We start from the raw sequence: 17,288 nt of genomic DNA, 5'->3' as shown, positions 1-17,288 counted from the left end.
AAGCCTGATCAAGGCCCTATTGGTGCTGCCTTAATTTTAGGCAAGTGCGATATACTGATCGCCGGCGCCCAACAAATCACCGATTGCGCTTGATTTTCTCCAGCCAGGCCAGTGAAATGGCGCCACAGGGGAGTATGCGATTGGCAGCGTTCGATGAAATGCTTCCGGAAGTTTCCGGGCTGAGAAAACCGTATTCGGCTTACGATCGCTGGCTGAAGGAACAGGACCCGGCCAGACTTACCGAGAAGATGCAGGACGCCGAACGCGTCTTTCGCAAGACAGGCATCACTTTCGCCGTCTACGGCGAGCAGGAAGCATCGGAGCGGCTGATACCCTTCGATATCGTTCCGCGCATCATTTCGGGCAACGAATGGCGACGGCTGACGCAAGGCATCGAACAGCGCGTCCAGGCGCTGAACGCCTTTCTCGACGACATCTACCATCGCCAGGAGATCTTACGCGCCGGCCGGGTGCCGAAGGAGTTGATCGCCAAGAACGAGGCGTTCCTGCCCGAGATGATCGGGGTGCGGCCGCCGGCCGGCGTCTATACCCACATCATCGGCGTCGACATCGTACGCATCAGCGAGAACGAGTTCTACGTGCTGGAGGACAACGCGCGCACGCCGTCCGGCGTCTCCTACATGCTGGAGAACCGCGAGACGATGATGCAGCTCTTTCCCGAGCTGTTCCAGCAGATCAAGGTGCGGCCGGTTGAGAATTACCCGCAGCTCTTGCGCCAGTCGCTGGCGGCAGTGCGGCCGCAAAGCACCAAGGGCGCGCCGACCATTGCCGTGCTGACGCCGGGCAGCTTCAACTCGGCCTATTTCGAACATGCTTTCCTTGCCGACCAGATGGGCGTGCAGCTTGTCGAGGGGCAGGATCTGCGCGTCGTCGATGGCCATGTCGCGATGCGCACCACCGAGGGCTACAAGCAGATCGACGTGCTTTACCGTCGTGTCGACGACTCGTTCCTCGATCCGCTGACCTTCCGCCCCGACTCGGCACTTGGCGTGCCGGGCATTATGGACGTCTACCGCGCCGGCAACATCACGATCGCCAATGCGCCGGGAACCGGCATCGCCGACGACAAGGCGATCTATTCCTACATGCCCGAGATCGTCGAATTCTACACCGGCCGCAAGGCGATCCTCGGCAACATCCCGACCTGGCGCTGCTCGGAGCCGGACAGCCTGAAATACGTGCTCGAGCATATCGATGAATTGGTGATCAAGGAAGTCCACGGCTCCGGCGGTTACGGCATGCTGGTCGGCCCGGCGGCGACCAAGAAGGAATGCGAAGAGTTTTCCAAAAAGGTCGCGGCAAAACCGTCGAACTACATCGCCCAGCCGACGCTTGCGCTGTCGACCTGTCCGATCCTGACGGACAAGGGGCTGGCGCCGCGCCATGTCGATCTGCGCCCCTATGTGCTGGTTTCCGACCGTATCCAGATCGTGCCCGGCGGGCTGACCCGAGTAGCGCTCAAGGAAGGCTCGCTGGTCGTCAATTCCTCGCAAGGCGGGGGCACGAAGGATACGTGGGTGTTGGATGATTAGAGTGGAAGTAGTGAATAGTGAATAGTGAATAGTGAATAGTGAATAGTGAATAGTGAATAGTGAATAGTGAATAGTGAATAGGTAAGGATATGGGTCGTTGATGTTGGTGAAATGCCCGAAAGTGAAGCGCGCGGAATCGTGCCCTGGAATCCGGATAGTCACCATTCACCATTCACCTTTCACTATTCACCACAGGACCGCCTGACATGCTTCTCGGCCGCACCGCCAACGGGCTCTACTGGATGAACCGCTACATCGAGCGGGCGGAAAACATGGCGCGGCTGGTGGATGCCGGCTTGCGCATGGCGCTGACTCGTACTCAGAACGCTTCGGAGGAGTGGAATTCGGTGCTGCTCAGCGCCGGTTCGGACGCCAGCTTCACGCAGAAATATTCCGACTACACCGCCGCCAATGTCGCCGACTATCTGCTGCGCGACACATCGAACCCGTCGAGCACGATGTCGTCTATCGAAACGGCCCGTAACAATGCCCGCATGGTGCGTACCGCACTGACGCGTGAGACCTGGGAAAGCATCAACGAAGCCTGGATGTCGCTGAAGCGGATACTGGCCAAGCCGATCGACGAGCGCGACCTGCCCAACGCGCTCGACGCAATCAAGCGCGAGACGGCGCTGATCCGCGGCTCGTTCTACGGCACGATGCTGCGCAACGAAATTTTCGATTTTTCGCAGCTCGGCACGTATGTCGAACGCGCCGACAACACCGCGCGCATCCTGGATGTGAAATACTACGTGCTGTTGCCGTCGATCTCCTGGGTCGGCTCGACGCTCGACAACTACCAGTGGGAATCGATCCTGCGCTCGGTGTCGGCGCACCGTTCCTATCGCTGGGTCTATGATGCCGACTACAAGCCGAGCAACATCGCCGATTATCTGATCCTCAACGTCCGCATGCCGCGCTCGCTGACCTTTTGCTACCGCTTCCTGACGGAGCATCTCAAATTCCTGGGTGACGACTATGGGGAGCGCCACGCCTGTCATGCGACGGCTGCCAAGACCCAGGCCATGCTGACGGCCGGGTCGATCAAGGATATTTTCGACGCCGGCCTGCACGAATTCCTGGCCAATTTCATCCGCGACAACACCAGGCTCGGCGACGAGATCGCGCAGGATTACAGGTTCTATTGAGCATGATCCCAAAAAGCGGAGACCGGTTTTCGGAAAAGCTCATGCTCCAGGGACGAGTGCGATGCGGCTGAAGATCACCCACCGGACCGAATACCGCTACGATGCGCCGGTGCACTATCTGTTGCAGCGTTTGCGGCTGCTCCCGGTGAACGGGCGCACCCAGACGGTACTGTCCTGGGCGCTGAAGATCGAAGGCGCACGCGAGGAAGTGCGCTTCACCGACCATTTCGGCAATGATACCCGGCTGTTGAGCGTCGAGGGCGAGCGCGACTTCATCACCGTCGAAGCAGCCGGCGAAGTGGTGACGCGCGACACCGCTGGCGTCTGCGGACCGCACCAGGGTTTCGCGCCGCTCTGGCTGTTCGGCCAGGAAACGCCGCTGACGACGATCGGCAGCGGCATTCGCGAGCTTGCTGCCTCGGTCGGCAAGGGTACCGACATCGAAAGGCTGCACCGGTTGATGGCGGTGATCGGCGAGCGCGTCGCTTATACGCCGGACACCACCAACGTGACGACGCCGGCCGAAGAGGCCCTGGCGCTCAAGACCGGCGTTTGCCAGGACCACAGCCACATCTTCGTTGCCGCGGCGCGTGCCATGGATTTTCCGGCCCGCTATATCAGCGGCTACCTGATGATGGATGCGGCCATCGAGCAGGCGGCAAGCCACGCCTGGGCCGAGGCGCATGTCTCGGGCCTCGGCTGGGTCGCCTTCGATGTCGCCAACGGCATTTCTCCGGACGAGCGTTATGTGAAGGTGGCGACCGGCCGCGATTATCGCGACGCCACGCCGGTATCTGGAATTCGGCTGGGACAGGCGGAAGAACAGCTTGCGGTCACCGTCACCGTGGAGCAGTAATCCCCGGCAAGATTGTTGCCAAAGAGATTCGATGACCTATTGCGTCGGCCTGAAGATCGATCGCGGGCTCGTGTTCATGTCGGACACGCGCACCAACGCCGGCATGGATTCGATCTCGACCTTCAGGAAGATGCATGTCTGGGAAGAGCCGGGCGAGCGCGTCATCGTTTTGATGTCGGCCGGCAATCTGGCGACGACGCAGGCCGTGGTCAGCCTGCTCGACGAACGCACCAAGGCAGTGGCGGAGCGCCGTGCCACACTGCTCGAAACGCCCTCCATGTACCAGACAGTCCGGTTGGTCGGAGACACCGTCAAGGAGGTCATCGCCAGTTCGTCGCCGGCGGGCGAAAAGGCGGATTCCTACTTCAACGCCTCCTTCATCCTCGGCGGTCAGATCAAGGGCAGCGCGCCGCGCCTGTTCATGATCTATCCGGAAGGCAATTTCATCGAATCCACCGAGGACACGCCGTTCTTCCAGATCGGTGAGACCAAATACGGCAAGCCGATCATTATCCGCGCTTATGAAAGGACGATGAGTTTCGCCGAGACGGTGAAGTTACTGCTGGTGTCGTTCGACTCGACGCTGAAGTCGAACCTGTCGGTCGGCCTGCCGCTCGACCTGCTGTTCTATGAAAAGGACACTTTCAAGGTCGGCCTCAAAAAGCGAATAACCCAGGACGATCAATACTATCGTACGATCTCGGATAGCTGGTCGAACGCGCTGAAGACCGCCTTTGCCAGTCTGCCTGATTTTCCCGAATGAAAACCTTCGTTTTTCGTGCTCTTTGATCGCGGCTCGATGAGGCGCTACGGAGGCGAAGATGAATAGCAACGAATTCCGCGAATGGTCGCTGCGAGCGGCTGAATGGGGCGCCGACTACAGAAACAGCCTTCGCGAAAAACCGGTGCGGCCGCTTGTCGAGCCGGGCGAAATCTTCAAAAGCATCGATGCCGCGCCGCCGGAAGACGGCGAAACGATGCAGGCAATCTTCGCCGATTTCGAACAAAAGATCTTGCCGGGCATGACGCACTGGCAGCATCCGCGTTTCTTCGCCTATTTCCCGGCTAACGCGGCACCGGTCTCCGTCGTGGCCGAGTATCTGGTTTCCGCGATGGCCGCGCAATGCATGCTCTGGCAGACCTCGCCGGCGGCAACCGAGCTCGAGACGCGTGTCGTCGACTGGATGCGGCAGGCGCTTGGTTTGCCGGAGGGATTTTCCGGCGTCATGCAGGATTCGGCTTCATCGGCGACGCTTGCCGCCGTGCTGACAATGCGCGAGCGCGCGCTCGACTGGCAAGGCAACAAGAACGGCTTGCAAGGGCAGCCGGTCGTGCGGATCTATTCTTCCGACCAGGTCCATACTTCTATCGACCGGGCGATCTGGGTGTCGGGCATCGGCGAGGCGAACCTCGTGCGCATTCCGGTCGCCGGACGCTTCCGCGCCATGCAGACGGCGGCTCTGGAAGCCGCGATCGTTACCGACCGCGAAAACGGCATGCTGCCGGCGGGCATCATCGCCAGCGTCGGCGGCACAAGTACCGGCGGCACCGACAATGTGGCGGCTGTTGCCGAGGTGGCGAAGCGGCACGGGCTCTACCTGCATGTCGATGCCGCATGGGCCGGCTCCGCCATGATCTGCCACGAGTTCCGGCATTTCTGGACCGGCGCCGAAAATGCCGATTCCATCGTCTTCAACCCGCATAAATGGTTGGGGGCACAGTTCGATTGCTCGATGCAGTTCATCCGCCAGCCGGAAGAGCTGGTCCGCACGCTGGCGATGAAGCCCGAATTCCTGAAAACGCATGGCCGCGACGGGGTCATCAACTACTCCGAATGGTCGGTGCCGCTCGGACGGAGGTTCCGCGCTCTGAAACTTTGGTTCCTGCTGCGTGCGCATGGCTTGGAAAATCTGCGGAACATGATCCGCAACCACGTTGCCTGGAGCGAGAGCCTCGCCGCGCGGCTGGCTCGGGAACCGGATTTCGAGATCGTCACGGAACCCATGCTGTCGCTATTCTCATTCCGCCATCTCGCGGCTGCGGCCATCGACTCTGACGAGCACAATTTGCGGTTGGTCAGCGCGATCAACGATGACGGCCGCATTTACCTGACGCAGACCCGGGTGGACGGGCAGGTGGCGATCCGCTTTCAGGTCGGGCAGTTCGAAACGACTGCGGCGGACGTCGATACTGCTTTCGAGGTCATCACTGAGATCGCGCGGGGGCTGAGTTGATAGCCTCGTCGAGATTGCGCCGGAGCTTTTCTCGCTGCAGTCGCCCGATTTTCATTAGCCGGCCCATACCTGTTCATGGCTTTCGTTTTCAGCTATAGACGAGAAAAACGAAAATGAGAGGTTGCTAGATGTATCTGTCGCCGCGTCATTCCGAAATCATCCAGATGGCCAAGGACCATGGCCGCGTACTGGTCGAGGAGCTGGCGACGCATTTCAACGTGACGCCGCAGACGATCCGCAAGGATCTCAACGATCTCTGCGACCAGCGGCTTTTGTCCCGCATCCATGGCGGGGCATTGTTCCCCTCCGGCATCGAGAACATGGAATATGAGGCTCGGCGCAAGATCGCTGCCGAGGAGAAGGAGGCGATCGGCCGCGCAGCAGCCCGGCTGATCCCCGATAACGCGTCTCTATTCATCAATATCGGGACAACGACGGAAGCTGTCAGCAAGTCGCTGCTCGATCACAGCGGCCTGATGGTCATCACCAATAACATCAATGTTGCCAACAGGATGCGTATATATCCTTCGATCGAGGTGGTGATCGCCGGCGGTGTCGTGCGCGGTTCCGACGGCGGTGTGGTCGGCGAGGCCGCGGTCGATTTCATCAGGCAGTTCAAGGTCGATTTTGCGGTGATCGGCGCCTCGGCCATCGACCATGACGGCGCACTGCTCGACTTCGATTTTCGCGAGGTGAAGGTGGCTCAGGCGATCATCGCCAACGCCCGACATGTGATCCTGGTGTCGGACCAGACCAAATTCGAGCGCACCGCGCCCGTCCGCATCGGCCATCTGTCGCAGGTCAACACCTTTATCACCGATCGTTGCGACATCCCGTCGGTGCGTAAGATCTGCCAGGAGGCAGAAGTTCAGCTGATCGAAACGTCGCTATCCTAGAGATGCCGTCGCGGCATCTTCCGCCTATCACATTTCGTTTGACATTCGTTATCATTTCGAAATAATTCCCGTACGGTTTCGCAAGAACCCAAAAATGCTGCAATGCGAAATCGAGGGAGGATTCTTTGAGCGCATCACCGATTCATGACATTTTCGTCATCGGTGGCGGCATCAATGGCTGCGGCATCGCCCGCGATGCCGTTGGACGTGGCTTTTCGGTCTTTCTTGCCGAGATGAACGATCTGGCCAGCGGGACCTCTTCCGGCTCGACCAAACTGATCCATGGCGGCTTGCGCTATCTCGAATTCTACGAATTCCGCCTGGTACGCGAAGCGCTGATGGAACGCGAGGTCCTGTGGAGGAACGCGCCGCACATCATCTGGCCGATGCGCTTCGTGCTGCCATACGCCAAGGGGCTGCGTCCGGCCTGGCTGATCCGGCTCGGGCTTTTCCTCTACGACCATATTGGCGGGCGCAAATTGCTGCCGCCGACGAAAACGCTGGACATGGCTAAGGATCCGGCCGGCAAGCCGCTGAAGCCGCTGTTTCGAAAGGCGTTCGAATATTCGGACGGTTGGGTCAACGATGCCCGGCTGGTTGTGTTGAACGCCCGCGACGCTGCCGAACGCGGTGCAACCATTCGAACCCGAACAAAGGTCGTCAGCGCACGCCGCGAAGGCAATCTCTGGACGGTCAGGCTTGAAAATGTGCGGACCGGCGATACCGAGGAGGTCAAGGCGCGGCTGCTGGTCAATGCCGCCGGCCCGTGGGTCGATCAGGTGCTGTCGGCCACCGTCGGCCTGAACGACGTGCACAATGTCCGCCTCGTACAAGGCAGCCATATCGTCGTGGGCAAGAAATTCGACGACCCACGCGCCTATTTCTTTCAGAACAAGGACGGGCGCATCATTTTCGCCATCCCTTACGAGGACGAATTCACGCTCATCGGCACCACCGACCGTGACTATCCCGGCGATCCGCACGACGTCAGGATCAGTGACGCCGAGATCGGCTATCTCTGCGCTGCGGCAAGCGAATATTTCGCGCAGCCGGTCAAGCCGTCGGATATCGTCTGGACCTATTCCGCGGTGCGACCGCTCTACGACGATGGCGCCTCAAAGGCGCAGGAAGCCACCCGAGACTATGTGCTGAAGGCCGATGGAGGCGAGGGTGCCGCCCCGATCGTCAACGCCTTTGGCGGCAAGATCACGACCTACCGCCGATTGTCGGAATCGATGCTCGAGAAGATCGAGGGTTTTCTCGGCAAGCGCGGCAAACCATGGACGGCAAACGCGCCGCTGCCCGGCGGTGACTTTCCCGTCACCGGCTTCGATGCCGAGGTGGCGAAACTGAAAACGGCGTACCCGTTCCTCGACGCCCGGCTGGCCCGCCGGTTGACCCGGCTCTACGGCACCCGCGCAAGGAAGCTGCTGGGCCTCGCCAAGTCGAACGTCGATCTTGGCCGCAACTTTGGCGCCGATCTCTACGAAGCCGAGGTGCGCTACCTCGTCGAAAACGAATGGGCGATGACTGCCGAGGATGTATTGTGGCGCCGGACCAAGCGCGGCCTGCGTCTCAGCCGTGAGCAGGCGGCAGTGCTCGACGAGTTCATGCGCGGAATAAGCCGGCAGCACGTAGCGGCTGCCGAATAGGAACGGCCGACTGATGGAGAAAGCCTGGGAGGAGGCATCATGCTTGAACTGAGAAACGTGACGAAGACGGTGGGTGCGGCGGAACATATCCGCGAGGTCTCGCTGACGCTTCAGCACGGCTCGCTCAACGTCCTGCTCGGGCCGACGCTCTCCGGCAAGACCAGCCTGATGCGGCTGATGGCGGGCCTCGACGTGCCGACCTCGGGCTCGGTCTGGTTCGATGGCAAGGATGTCACCGGCATGCCGGTGCAAAAGCGCAACGTCGCCATGGTCTACCAGCAATTCATCAATTATCCGGCGATGACGGTCTACGAAAACATCGCCTCACCGCTGCGGGTGGCCGGCACTGAGCAGGCAACGATCGACACGGAGGTGCGCAATGCCGCCGCCCTTCTCAAACTAACGCCCTATCTCGATCGGACGCCTCTCAGTCTGTCGGGCGGCCAGCAGCAGCGCACCGCGCTGGCCCGCGCCATCGTCAAGAATGCCAGCCTCGTGCTGCTCGACGAGCCGCTCGCCAATCTCGACTACAAGCTGCGTGAAGAATTACGCGCGGAACTGCCGAAAGTCTTCGCGGCCGCCGGTACAATCTTTGTTTATGCCACGACCGAGCCGCACGAAGCCTTGCTGCTCGGCGGCAACACGGCGACGCTTTCCGAAGGCAGCATCACCCAGTTCGGGCCGACCATCGAAGTGTTCCGCAAACCGGTTGATCTGGTGACGGCGAGAACCTTCGCCGATCCGCCGCTCAACACCATCGTGCTTGCCAAGAAGGGCCTGGATTTCCTGCTCGAGGGCGGCGTGAAATTGCCGGTGCCGGCGGAACTCTTCGGCATTGCCGATGCGATCTATACGATCGGCTTCCAGCCGCATCACCTGTCCCTCGATCGGCCCAATGCCGCCGCAGTGCCGGTGCGCGCAAAGGTGACGATCACTGAGATCACCGGATCGGAAAGCTTCATCCATCTCGATTTTGCCGATGCGCGCTGGGTCATGCTGACCCACGGCATTCGCGACTTCGAGCCGGACGAGGAGGTCGAGGTGTTCATCGACCCGCGCCACATCATGGTCTTCGACGAGCACGGCCGCGCGATGGCCGCGCCGAAGCTGGCGGCTTAGGAGGAAGCGATGGCGCGCATCGATGTCAATCATATCCGCCACTCCTATCTGCAGAACCCGCGCACGGATGCCGATTTCGCGCTGAAGGAAGTGCACCACACGTTCGAGGATGGCGGCGCTTATGCGCTGCTCGGCCCATCCGGCTGCGGCAAGACCACGCTGCTCAACATCATTTCGGGATTGCTGCATCCCTCGCATGGCCAGCTGCTGTTCAACGGCAGGGACGTGACCAATCTGTCGACCCAAGAGCGCAACATTGCCCAGGTCTTCCAGTTCCCGGTGATCTACGACACGATGACCGTCTACGACAATCTGGCGTTCCCGCTGCGCAATCGCGGCGTGCCGGAGGCCGACGTCGACCGCAAGGTGCGCGAGACGCTGGAGATGACCGGGCTGGCCGATATGGCCAAACGAAAGGCGCGCGGACTGACCGCCGACCAGAAGCAGAAAATCTCGCTCGGACGCGGGCTGGTGCGCTCCGACGTCAATGCCATCCTGTTCGACGAGCCTTTGACAGTCATCGACCCGCATATGAAATGGGTGCTGCGCTCGCAGTTGAAGCAGCTTCACCGCCGCTTCGGCTATACCATGGTCTATGTCACGCACGACCAGACCGAGGCGTTGACCTTCGCCGACAGGGTGGTCGTCATGTATGACGGCGAAATCGTGCAGATCGGCACACCGGCGGAGCTGTTCGAGCGCCCGCGCCACACCTTTGTCGGCTATTTCATCGGCTCGCCCGGCATGAATGTCATGCCGGTGGCGATCGACGGCAAGACAGCGAAGCTGGGCTCGCAGCAGATCGAACTGCCGGGCGTGCCCAAGGCGGGCGGCGGCGCCATCGAACTCGGCATCCGTCCCGAATATGTGCGCCTGGGCAGTAAGGGCATGGCCGTCCGGATCAGCAAGGTCGAGGACGTCGGCCGCCACAAGGTGGTCCGTGCCAATCTTGAAGGGCGCGAGATCGCCGCCGTCATCGGCGAGGACGAGACAGTTCCGGCTGATCCGAAGGTGCGGTTCGACCCGGCCGGCATCAACATCTATGCCAATTCCTGGCGCGTCGAGATGGGAGCCTGAAGTGGAAAAGACCTGGAACAACAGAGCCTGGTTCCTGGTGCTGCCGGTGCTGCTGCTGGTGGCGTTCTCGGCGGTCATACCGCTGATGACCGTCGTCAATTATTCGGTGCAGGACACTTTCGGCAATAACGTCTTCTTCTGGGCCGGCACGGAATGGTTCGAGGAACTGCTTTCCTCCAGCCGCTTCTGGCAGGCGATGATCCGCAACCTTGTCTTCTCCTTCATCATCCTGGCGATCGAAGTGCCGCTCGGCATCTTCATTGCGCTCAATATGCCGAAGAAGGGTTGGGGCGTGCCTGTTTGCCTTGTTTTGATGGCGTTGCCGCTGCTGATCCCGTGGAACGTCGTCGGCACCATCTGGCAGGTGTTCGGGCGCAACGACATTGGCCTGCTCGGCTATTACGTCAACGCGCTCGGCATCGACTATAATTATGTGCAAGACCCATACGACGCCTGGGTCACGGTCATCATCATGGACGTCTGGCATTGGACCAGCCTCGTCGTTCTGCTCTGCTATGCCGGCCTGGTCTCGATCCCGGATGCCTTTTATCAGGCGGCCAAGATCGACGGTGCCTCGCGCTGGGCGGTGTTCCGCTACATCCAGCTGCCGAAGATGAACCGCGTGCTGCTGATCGCCGTGCTGCTGCGCTTCATGGATAGCTTCATGATCTACACCGAACCGTTCGTGGTGACCGGCGGCGGACCCGGCAACTCGACGACCTTTCTTTCGATCGATCTCGTCAAGACGGCGCTCGGCCAGTTCGACCTCGGCCCGGCGGCGGCGATGTCGCTGGTCTACTTCCTTATCGTCCTGTTGTTGTCATGGGTGTTCTACACCGTGATGACCAATTACGACGCGGAGCGCTGAGATGAGCCGCACCGAAGAGAGAGCCGATAGGGTGAGCGAGACGACAGCTTCGGAAGGGCTCGCCAGCAGGCTACGGCAGGACGAGATCGCACGGCTGATGCGCCGTCGCGGCGAGGAGTCGCGTTGGTGGTGGATCGTGCCGACGCTCTACATCATCGTTCTGCTTTTGCCGATCTACTGGCTCATCAATATGAGCTTCAAGACCAATGGCGAGATCGTCTCGTCGCTGACGCTCTACCCGCACGCACCGACATTGGCGAATTACCGCACCATCTTCACCGACGCGTCCTGGTATTCGGGCTACATCAACTCGATCACCTATGTGGTTATGAACATGGTGATTTCGGTGGCTGCGGCACTGCCTGCTGCCTATGCCTTTTCGCGCTATCGCTTCCTCGGCGACAAGCATCTGTTCTTCTGGCTGCTGACCAACCGCATGGCGCCGCCGGCGGTGTTCGCGCTGCCATTCTTCCAGCTTTATTCGGCCTTCGGCCTTATCGACACCCACATCGCCGTGGCTCTGGCGCATTGCCTGTTCAACGTGCCGCTGGCGGTGTGGATCCTCGAAGGCTTCATGTCGGGCGTGCCCAAGGAGATCGACGAGACCGCCTATATCGACGGCTATTCGTTCCCGCGCTTCTTCATCAAGATCTTCATGCCGCTGATTGCGAGCGGCATCGGCGTGGCGTGCTTCTTCTGCTTCATGTTCTCGTGGGTGGAGCTCTTGATCGCCCGTACGCTGACGACAACCGATGCCAAGCCGATCGCCGCGACCATGACCCGCACCGTTTCGGCCGCCGGCATGGATTGGGGGCTGCTCGCCGCAGCCGGCGTGCTGACGCTGATTCCCGGCGCGCTCGTCATCTGGTTTGTGCGCAACTACATCGCCAAGGGCTTTGCCCTGGGGAGGGTATGATGGAGCAGGTCGACAGAAGCCCATGGTGGTGGGCCGTGCTGCTTCTCGCCCTGGTCGTCGTGGCCTGGGTGGCACTTCAAATCGATTTCGTGGCAATAACGGTAGGCTTCAGCGATCCGGCCAATATCCGCCTGTGGGGATTTAACCTCTCGTCCAACCTCGATTTTTCGTGGATGGCCTGGACGTGGCCGACCGCGGCCTTCTTTGGAACCATCTTTCTGCTGCTTTGCGGCATGGCGGCGTGGGAATACGTCTCGCCGGGCGGCAATCCGCGCGTCGGCGTGCTGCGGTTCGAAACGACGCGTGGCGACCGCCTGTTCCTGTCGCTGCTTGGCAGCGCCTTTATCCATCTCGCTTGGCTGGGTCTAGTCGGACCCAATCTGTGGTGGGCTCTCGCTCTCTCCGTGGTCTACGCCGTCGGCGTGTTCCGCTACGTATAGAGGGGGAAACTGTTGGAACGGCGGCGTGCCGGCCGCCGATCCAGATCGCACTTTGAACTTTAACAGTGGAGGAAATACATGCGACGGCAATTCTTGACATCAACAACTGCGCTTGTCCTGTTGCTCGGGGCAAGCAATGCCTATGCCGGAATGGACGAGGCCAAGACCTTCCTCGATAAGGAAATCGGGCCCCTTTCGACGCTTTCGCGCGCCGACCAGGAAGCCGAGATGCAATGGTTCATCGATGCCGCGAAACCTTTCGCCGGCATGGATATCAAGGTGGTTTCCGAAACCATCGCCACGCATCAGTATGAATCGCAGGTGCTGGCGCCGGCCTTTACGGCCATCACCGGCATCAAGGTTACGCATGACGTCATCCAGGAAGGCGACGTCGTCGAGAAGATCCAGACCCAGATGCAGACCGGCCAGAACCTCTATGACGGCTGGGTCAACGATTCCGATCTGATCGGCACGCACTGGCGCTACCAGCAGGTGCGCAACCTGACCGACTGGATGGCAGGCGACGGCAAGGATGTCACCAACCCGAATCTCGACCTGAAGGATTTCATCGGCACTTCGTTCACCACCGCGCCCGACAAGAAACTCTACCAACTTCCCGACCAGCAGTTCGCCAACCTCTACTGGTTCCGTTACGACTGGTTCAACGACGAGAAGAACAAGGCGGACTTCAAGGCCAAATACGGCTACGACCTTGGCGTGCCGGTGAACTGGTCGGCCTATGAGGACATTGCAGCGTTCTTCACCGGGCGTGAGATCGACGGCAAGAAGGTCTATGGCCATATGGACTATGGCAAGAAGGACCCGTCGCTCGGCTGGCGGTTCACCGACGCCTGGCTGTCGATGGCCGGCAATGGCGACAAGGGCATTCCGAACGGTCTGCCCGTCGACGAATGGGGCATCAAGGTCGACGAGAATTCGCGTCCGGTCGGTTCCTGCACGGCGCGCGGCGGCGACACCAATGGTCCGGCTTCCGTCTATGCCATCCAGAAGTACCTCGATTGGCTGAAGGCCTATGCACCGGCGGAAGCCCAAGGCATGACCTTCTCCGAATCGGGGCCAGTTCCGGCGCAGGGCGCGGTTGCCCAGCAGATCTTCTGGTATACCGCCTTCACCGCCAGCATGGTCGACGCCAGCGCCAAGGCGGTGCTGAACGACGACGGCACGCCGAAGTGGCGCATGGCGCCGTCGCCGCATGGCGTCTACTGGAAGGACGGCATGAAGCTCGGCTATCAGGACGTCGGTTCCTGGACGCTGATGAAGTCAACGCCGACCGACCGCGCCAAGGCCGCCTGGCTCTACGCGCAGTTCGTCACCTCGAAGACGGTCGACGTGAAGAAGAGCCATGTCGGCCTGACCTTCATCCGCGAGAGCACGATCCACGACAAGAGCTTCACCGAACGTGCGCCAAAGCTCGGCGGCTTGATCGAGTTCTACCGCTCGCCGGCGCGCGTCCAGTGGTCGCCGACCGGCACCAACGTGCCGGACTATCCGAAGCTGGCACAGCTCTGGTGGCAGGCGATCGGCGATGCTTCGTCGGGTGCCAAGAGCGCGCAGGAAGCGATGGACTCGCTCTGCGCCGAGCAGGAAAAGGTGATGAGCCGCATCGAGAAGTCGGGCGTCCAGGGCGATATTGGCCCGAAGATGGCCGAAGAGCATGACCTCGCCTACTGGAATGCGGACGCGGTCAAGAAGGGCAATCTCGCTCCTCAGCTCAAGATCGAGAACGAGAAGGAAAAGCCGGTCACCATCAACTACGACGAGCTGGTGAAGAGCTGGCAGCAATAGGGCCGTTTGATGCGGGCGTCCGCGCCCGCATCGCCATGCTCAGGGGAGGCGGCATGTTGCCGTCTCCCCTGTTTGCGTAAACGGCTCCGCGCCATCTGGCGTCGAGACATCGCAGCACCTTGAATTCGCTTCGACGGGAGAGAGAATGACCGGATATATCCTTGCAATCGACCAGGGGACGACATCGAGCCGGGCGATCCTGTTCGACGACAAGATGATGGTCGTCGGCAGCGGGCAAAAGGAATTCACCCAATATTATCCGGCCTCCGGCTGGGTCGAGCACGATCCCGAGGAGATATGGGCAAGCGTCGTGGAAACGGTGAAGGCCGCGCTGAAGACAGCCGGCCGCAACGCAGCGGAAGTCGCCGCGATCGGCATCACCAACCAGCGCGAAACGGTCGTCATCTGGGACAAGGAGACCGGCAAGCCGATCCACAACGCGATTGTCTGGCAAGATCGTCGCACCGCGCCGCTATGCCAGAAACTGAAGAAGCTGGGGCTGGAGAAGAAATTCACGAAAAAGACCGGCCTGCTGCTCGATCCCTATTTCTCCGGCACCAAGATCGCCTGGATGCTGGACAAGGTGAAGGGCGCCAGAAAATGCGCCGAGAAGGGCGAACTGCTGGCCGGCACCATCGACAGTTTTTTGATCTGGCGGCTGACCGGCGGCAAGGTCCACGCCACTGACGCCACCAACGCCTCGCGCACGCTGGTCTACAACATCGAACAAAACGCCTGGGACGACGAGCTGCTGGCCATTCTTGGCATACCTGCAAGAATGCTGCCACAGGTGAAAGATTGTGCCGACGATTTTGGAATCACGGACAAGAGCCTGTTTGGTGCGGAGATCAGAATCCTCGGTGTGGCCGGCGACCAGCATGCGGCGGCAATCGGCCAGGCCTGTTTCGAGCCAGGCATGATGAAGTCGACCTACGGCACCGGTTGCTTTGCGCTGCTCAACACCGGAAGCGATCTGGTGCGTTCTAAGAACCGGCTTTTGACCACCATCGCCTACAGGCTGAACGGCAAGACCACCTATGCGCTGGAGGGCTCGATCTTTATCGCCGGCGCCGCCGTGCAATGGCTGCGGGACGGCATCAAAGTGATCGGCAAGGCCGAGCAGAGCGGCAAATTGGCTGCGGAAGCCGATCCAACGCAGAACGTCTATCTGGTGCCGGCTTTCGTCGGGCTCGGCGCACCGCACTGGGATGCCGAGGCGCGCGGCGCCATCTTCGGGCTAACCCGCAATTCGGGGCCGGCGGAATTTGCCCGCGCGGCACTGGAATCCGTTGCGTTCCAAACGCGCGATCTGCTTGACGCCATGCGCCGGGACTGGAAAGGCGCCTCGGTCAAGACCGTGCTCAGGGTCGATGGCGGCATGGTGGCGTCGGACTGGACGATGCAGCGGCTGGCCGACATTCTCGATGCGCCGGTCGACCGGCCGACAATTCTCGAGACGACAGCACTCGGTGCGGCTTGGCTGGCCGGCTCGAAGGCGGGTGTCTGGCCGAAGGCCGCGGAATTCGCCAGGAGCTGGGCGCTCGAGCGCCGGTTCAAGCCGGACATGGATGCTTCGACACGTGCCGCCAAGCTGGCAGGTTGGCGCCACGCTGTGCGCAGGACGCTAAGTGCGCAATAGGCAGGGATGCCACCGGATTCGCACCAATGAAAAACCCGCGCCGTTGCGGGCGCGGGCTTGCAGCCTCTAATCTGGGACTCAGTAAGGCGACCGGCACTGCCGGCGCGGACCGTAGTTGGGCTGGTAAGTGTTGTCAGAAGCGCGATAGCTCCGATAACGGTCATAGCACCACTGCACGTGGGCATCGCCACGATAGACACGATTCTGGTTGACGATTGCGCCGGTAATCAGCGCTCCGGTAGCAAACGCAGCCAGCGGGAACCAGAAGTCGCCGTGACGGCGATAGCCGCGACGATATTCGCGATAGCCGCGATGGCCACGCCAGTACATGCCGTCATCACGCGCAAAATTGCGACGGAAATCGCGACGCGAGAAATCGCGATTGAAATTCCGGTGCCTCCGCCACGGCTCGTACTGGACGGTCTGGACATTCGAGGTGAGCCCCTCGGCCGGGGGCGCATAGCTGGGCTGAGCGTTGACTGGCACGATCTCCGCGGCAGCGAATGAGATCGAAAGAGTGGTCGCCAGTAGGCCCGACATGATCCTATTCATGGTCTTCTCCTTGAAACGCATGTCCCTTATCGCGGGAAACGGGCAGGCTGCGCAAATTGTTCCGCCAAAAATCCCAAGCTGCTGATCCGCAAAGGTTCTTCCGATTTGCTGCTTGCCTTTGTCGGCATAGAGGGCGAGCTTCGGTCTTGCGCGAGAACGAGGCCGTTCCGTCGACGCCGAAGCGCTCCGCAAGGCATGATGACACTGCAGGACAGTCCGGTTTGCGAGCCGTCTTTTTCCGGTTGACCGGCAGAGGCACTCTCCCTATGTTCCGCGCAATTTCGAGGGCGGCCTTTCTGAGCCCGCGGGAGCGCGTAGCTCAGCCGGTAGAGCAACTGACTTTTAATCAGTAGGTCATGGGTTCGAATCCCATCGCGCTCACCATCAATAAAATTGTCCAACCCGGAGACATGGGTAACAGATTGTACTTAAGACATGGGTGACAACCTCGTGCCGAACGGGTTGTCGATGGTCTGCAAGGTCCTCTGTTCCAAGTCGATATAACCGAGATCGTAATGCATGAAGCTGACGA

Annotated in this window: 15 protein-coding genes and 1 tRNA gene; 15 read left to right on the top strand and 1 reads right to left on the bottom strand. The window is 60.6% G+C overall.

Annotation, left to right across the window (positions count from 1 at the left end; translation table 11 throughout):
* Positions 1–140: 140 nt before the first annotated feature.
* The 14 genes from NKH28_RS16520 to glpK all read left to right on the top strand — a co-directional run bounded on the left by NKH28_RS16520 (position 141) and on the right by glpK (position 16,204).
* Positions 141–1,553, top strand: a complete 1,413-nt coding sequence (locus NKH28_RS16520; protein ID WP_352925235.1) for a circularly permuted type 2 ATP-grasp protein — start codon at positions 141–143, stop codon at positions 1,551–1,553.
* Between the two features lie 206 nt (positions 1,554–1,759).
* On the top strand, positions 1,760–2,701 hold the full coding sequence (locus NKH28_RS16515; protein ID WP_352540590.1) for an alpha-E domain-containing protein: 942 nt from the start codon (positions 1,760–1,762) through the stop codon (positions 2,699–2,701).
* A gap of 61 nt (positions 2,702–2,762) precedes the next feature.
* The gene (locus tag NKH28_RS16510; protein WP_352455718.1) at positions 2,763–3,557 is read left to right on the top strand and encodes a transglutaminase family protein; all 795 of its coding nucleotides are present in this window, start codon (positions 2,763–2,765) and stop codon (positions 3,555–3,557) included.
* Positions 3,558–3,588: 31 nt separating this feature from the next.
* On the top strand, positions 3,589–4,320 hold the full coding sequence (locus NKH28_RS16505) for a proteasome-type protease (protein ID WP_352540589.1): 732 nt from the start codon (positions 3,589–3,591) through the stop codon (positions 4,318–4,320).
* Positions 4,321–4,378: 58 nt separating this feature from the next.
* Entirely contained in the window at positions 4,379–5,791 is a 1,413-nt protein-coding gene (locus NKH28_RS16500) for a pyridoxal phosphate-dependent decarboxylase family protein (RefSeq protein ID WP_352979687.1), read from the top strand.
* A 128-nt stretch (positions 5,792–5,919) separates the two neighbouring features.
* Positions 5,920–6,687, top strand: coding sequence for a DeoR/GlpR family DNA-binding transcription regulator (locus NKH28_RS16495; RefSeq protein ID WP_023674889.1), 768 nt, complete (start codon positions 5,920–5,922; stop codon positions 6,685–6,687).
* A 125-nt stretch (positions 6,688–6,812) separates the two neighbouring features.
* Positions 6,813–8,339, top strand: a complete 1,527-nt coding sequence (gene glpD / locus NKH28_RS16490) for a glycerol-3-phosphate dehydrogenase (protein ID WP_352833086.1) — start codon at positions 6,813–6,815, stop codon at positions 8,337–8,339.
* Positions 8,340–8,378: 39 nt separating this feature from the next.
* Complete coding sequence (locus tag NKH28_RS16485) at positions 8,379–9,458, top strand: ABC transporter ATP-binding protein (RefSeq protein WP_352979685.1); 1,080 nt, start codon at positions 8,379–8,381, stop codon at positions 9,456–9,458.
* Positions 9,459–9,467: 9 nt separating this feature from the next.
* Positions 9,468–10,535: an ABC transporter ATP-binding protein gene (locus NKH28_RS16480; RefSeq protein WP_352979683.1), complete on the top strand. Its 1,068-nt coding sequence runs from the start codon at positions 9,468–9,470 to the stop codon at positions 10,533–10,535.
* Position 10,536: 1 nt separating this feature from the next.
* Entirely contained in the window at positions 10,537–11,403 is an 867-nt protein-coding gene (locus tag NKH28_RS16475; protein WP_023674893.1) for a carbohydrate ABC transporter permease, read from the top strand.
* A 1-nt stretch (position 11,404) separates the two neighbouring features.
* Positions 11,405–12,319, top strand: coding sequence for a carbohydrate ABC transporter permease (locus NKH28_RS16470; RefSeq protein ID WP_502896460.1), 915 nt, complete (start codon positions 11,405–11,407; stop codon positions 12,317–12,319).
* A gap of 173 nt (positions 12,320–12,492) precedes the next feature.
* Entirely contained in the window at positions 12,493–12,759 is a 267-nt protein-coding gene (locus tag NKH28_RS16465) for a DUF2160 domain-containing protein (RefSeq protein WP_031211283.1), read from the top strand.
* A 78-nt stretch (positions 12,760–12,837) separates the two neighbouring features.
* Positions 12,838–14,565, top strand: coding sequence for an ABC transporter substrate-binding protein (locus NKH28_RS16460; RefSeq protein ID WP_352979681.1), 1,728 nt, complete (start codon positions 12,838–12,840; stop codon positions 14,563–14,565).
* A gap of 145 nt (positions 14,566–14,710) precedes the next feature.
* On the top strand, positions 14,711–16,204 hold the full coding sequence (gene glpK, locus NKH28_RS16455) for a glycerol kinase GlpK (RefSeq protein ID WP_352502511.1): 1,494 nt from the start codon (positions 14,711–14,713) through the stop codon (positions 16,202–16,204).
* Positions 16,205–16,282: 78 nt separating this feature from the next.
* On the opposite strand, the gene NKH28_RS16450 is transcribed toward glpK, so the two are convergent.
* Entirely contained in the window at positions 16,283–16,756 is a 474-nt protein-coding gene (locus tag NKH28_RS16450; RefSeq protein ID WP_352979679.1) for a BA14K family protein, read from the bottom strand.
* A 308-nt stretch (positions 16,757–17,064) separates the two neighbouring features.
* On the opposite strand from NKH28_RS16450, the gene NKH28_RS16445 reads away from it, so the two are divergent.
* Positions 17,065–17,140 (top strand) — tRNA-Lys (locus NKH28_RS16445).
* The last annotated feature ends 148 nt before the right edge of the window (positions 17,141–17,288 follow it).

Source organism: Mesorhizobium sp. M1227 (assembly GCF_040318315.1).
Lineage (GTDB): Bacteria > Pseudomonadota > Alphaproteobacteria > Rhizobiales > Rhizobiaceae > Mesorhizobium.
This window is presented reverse-complemented; position numbering and strand designations above follow the sequence as displayed.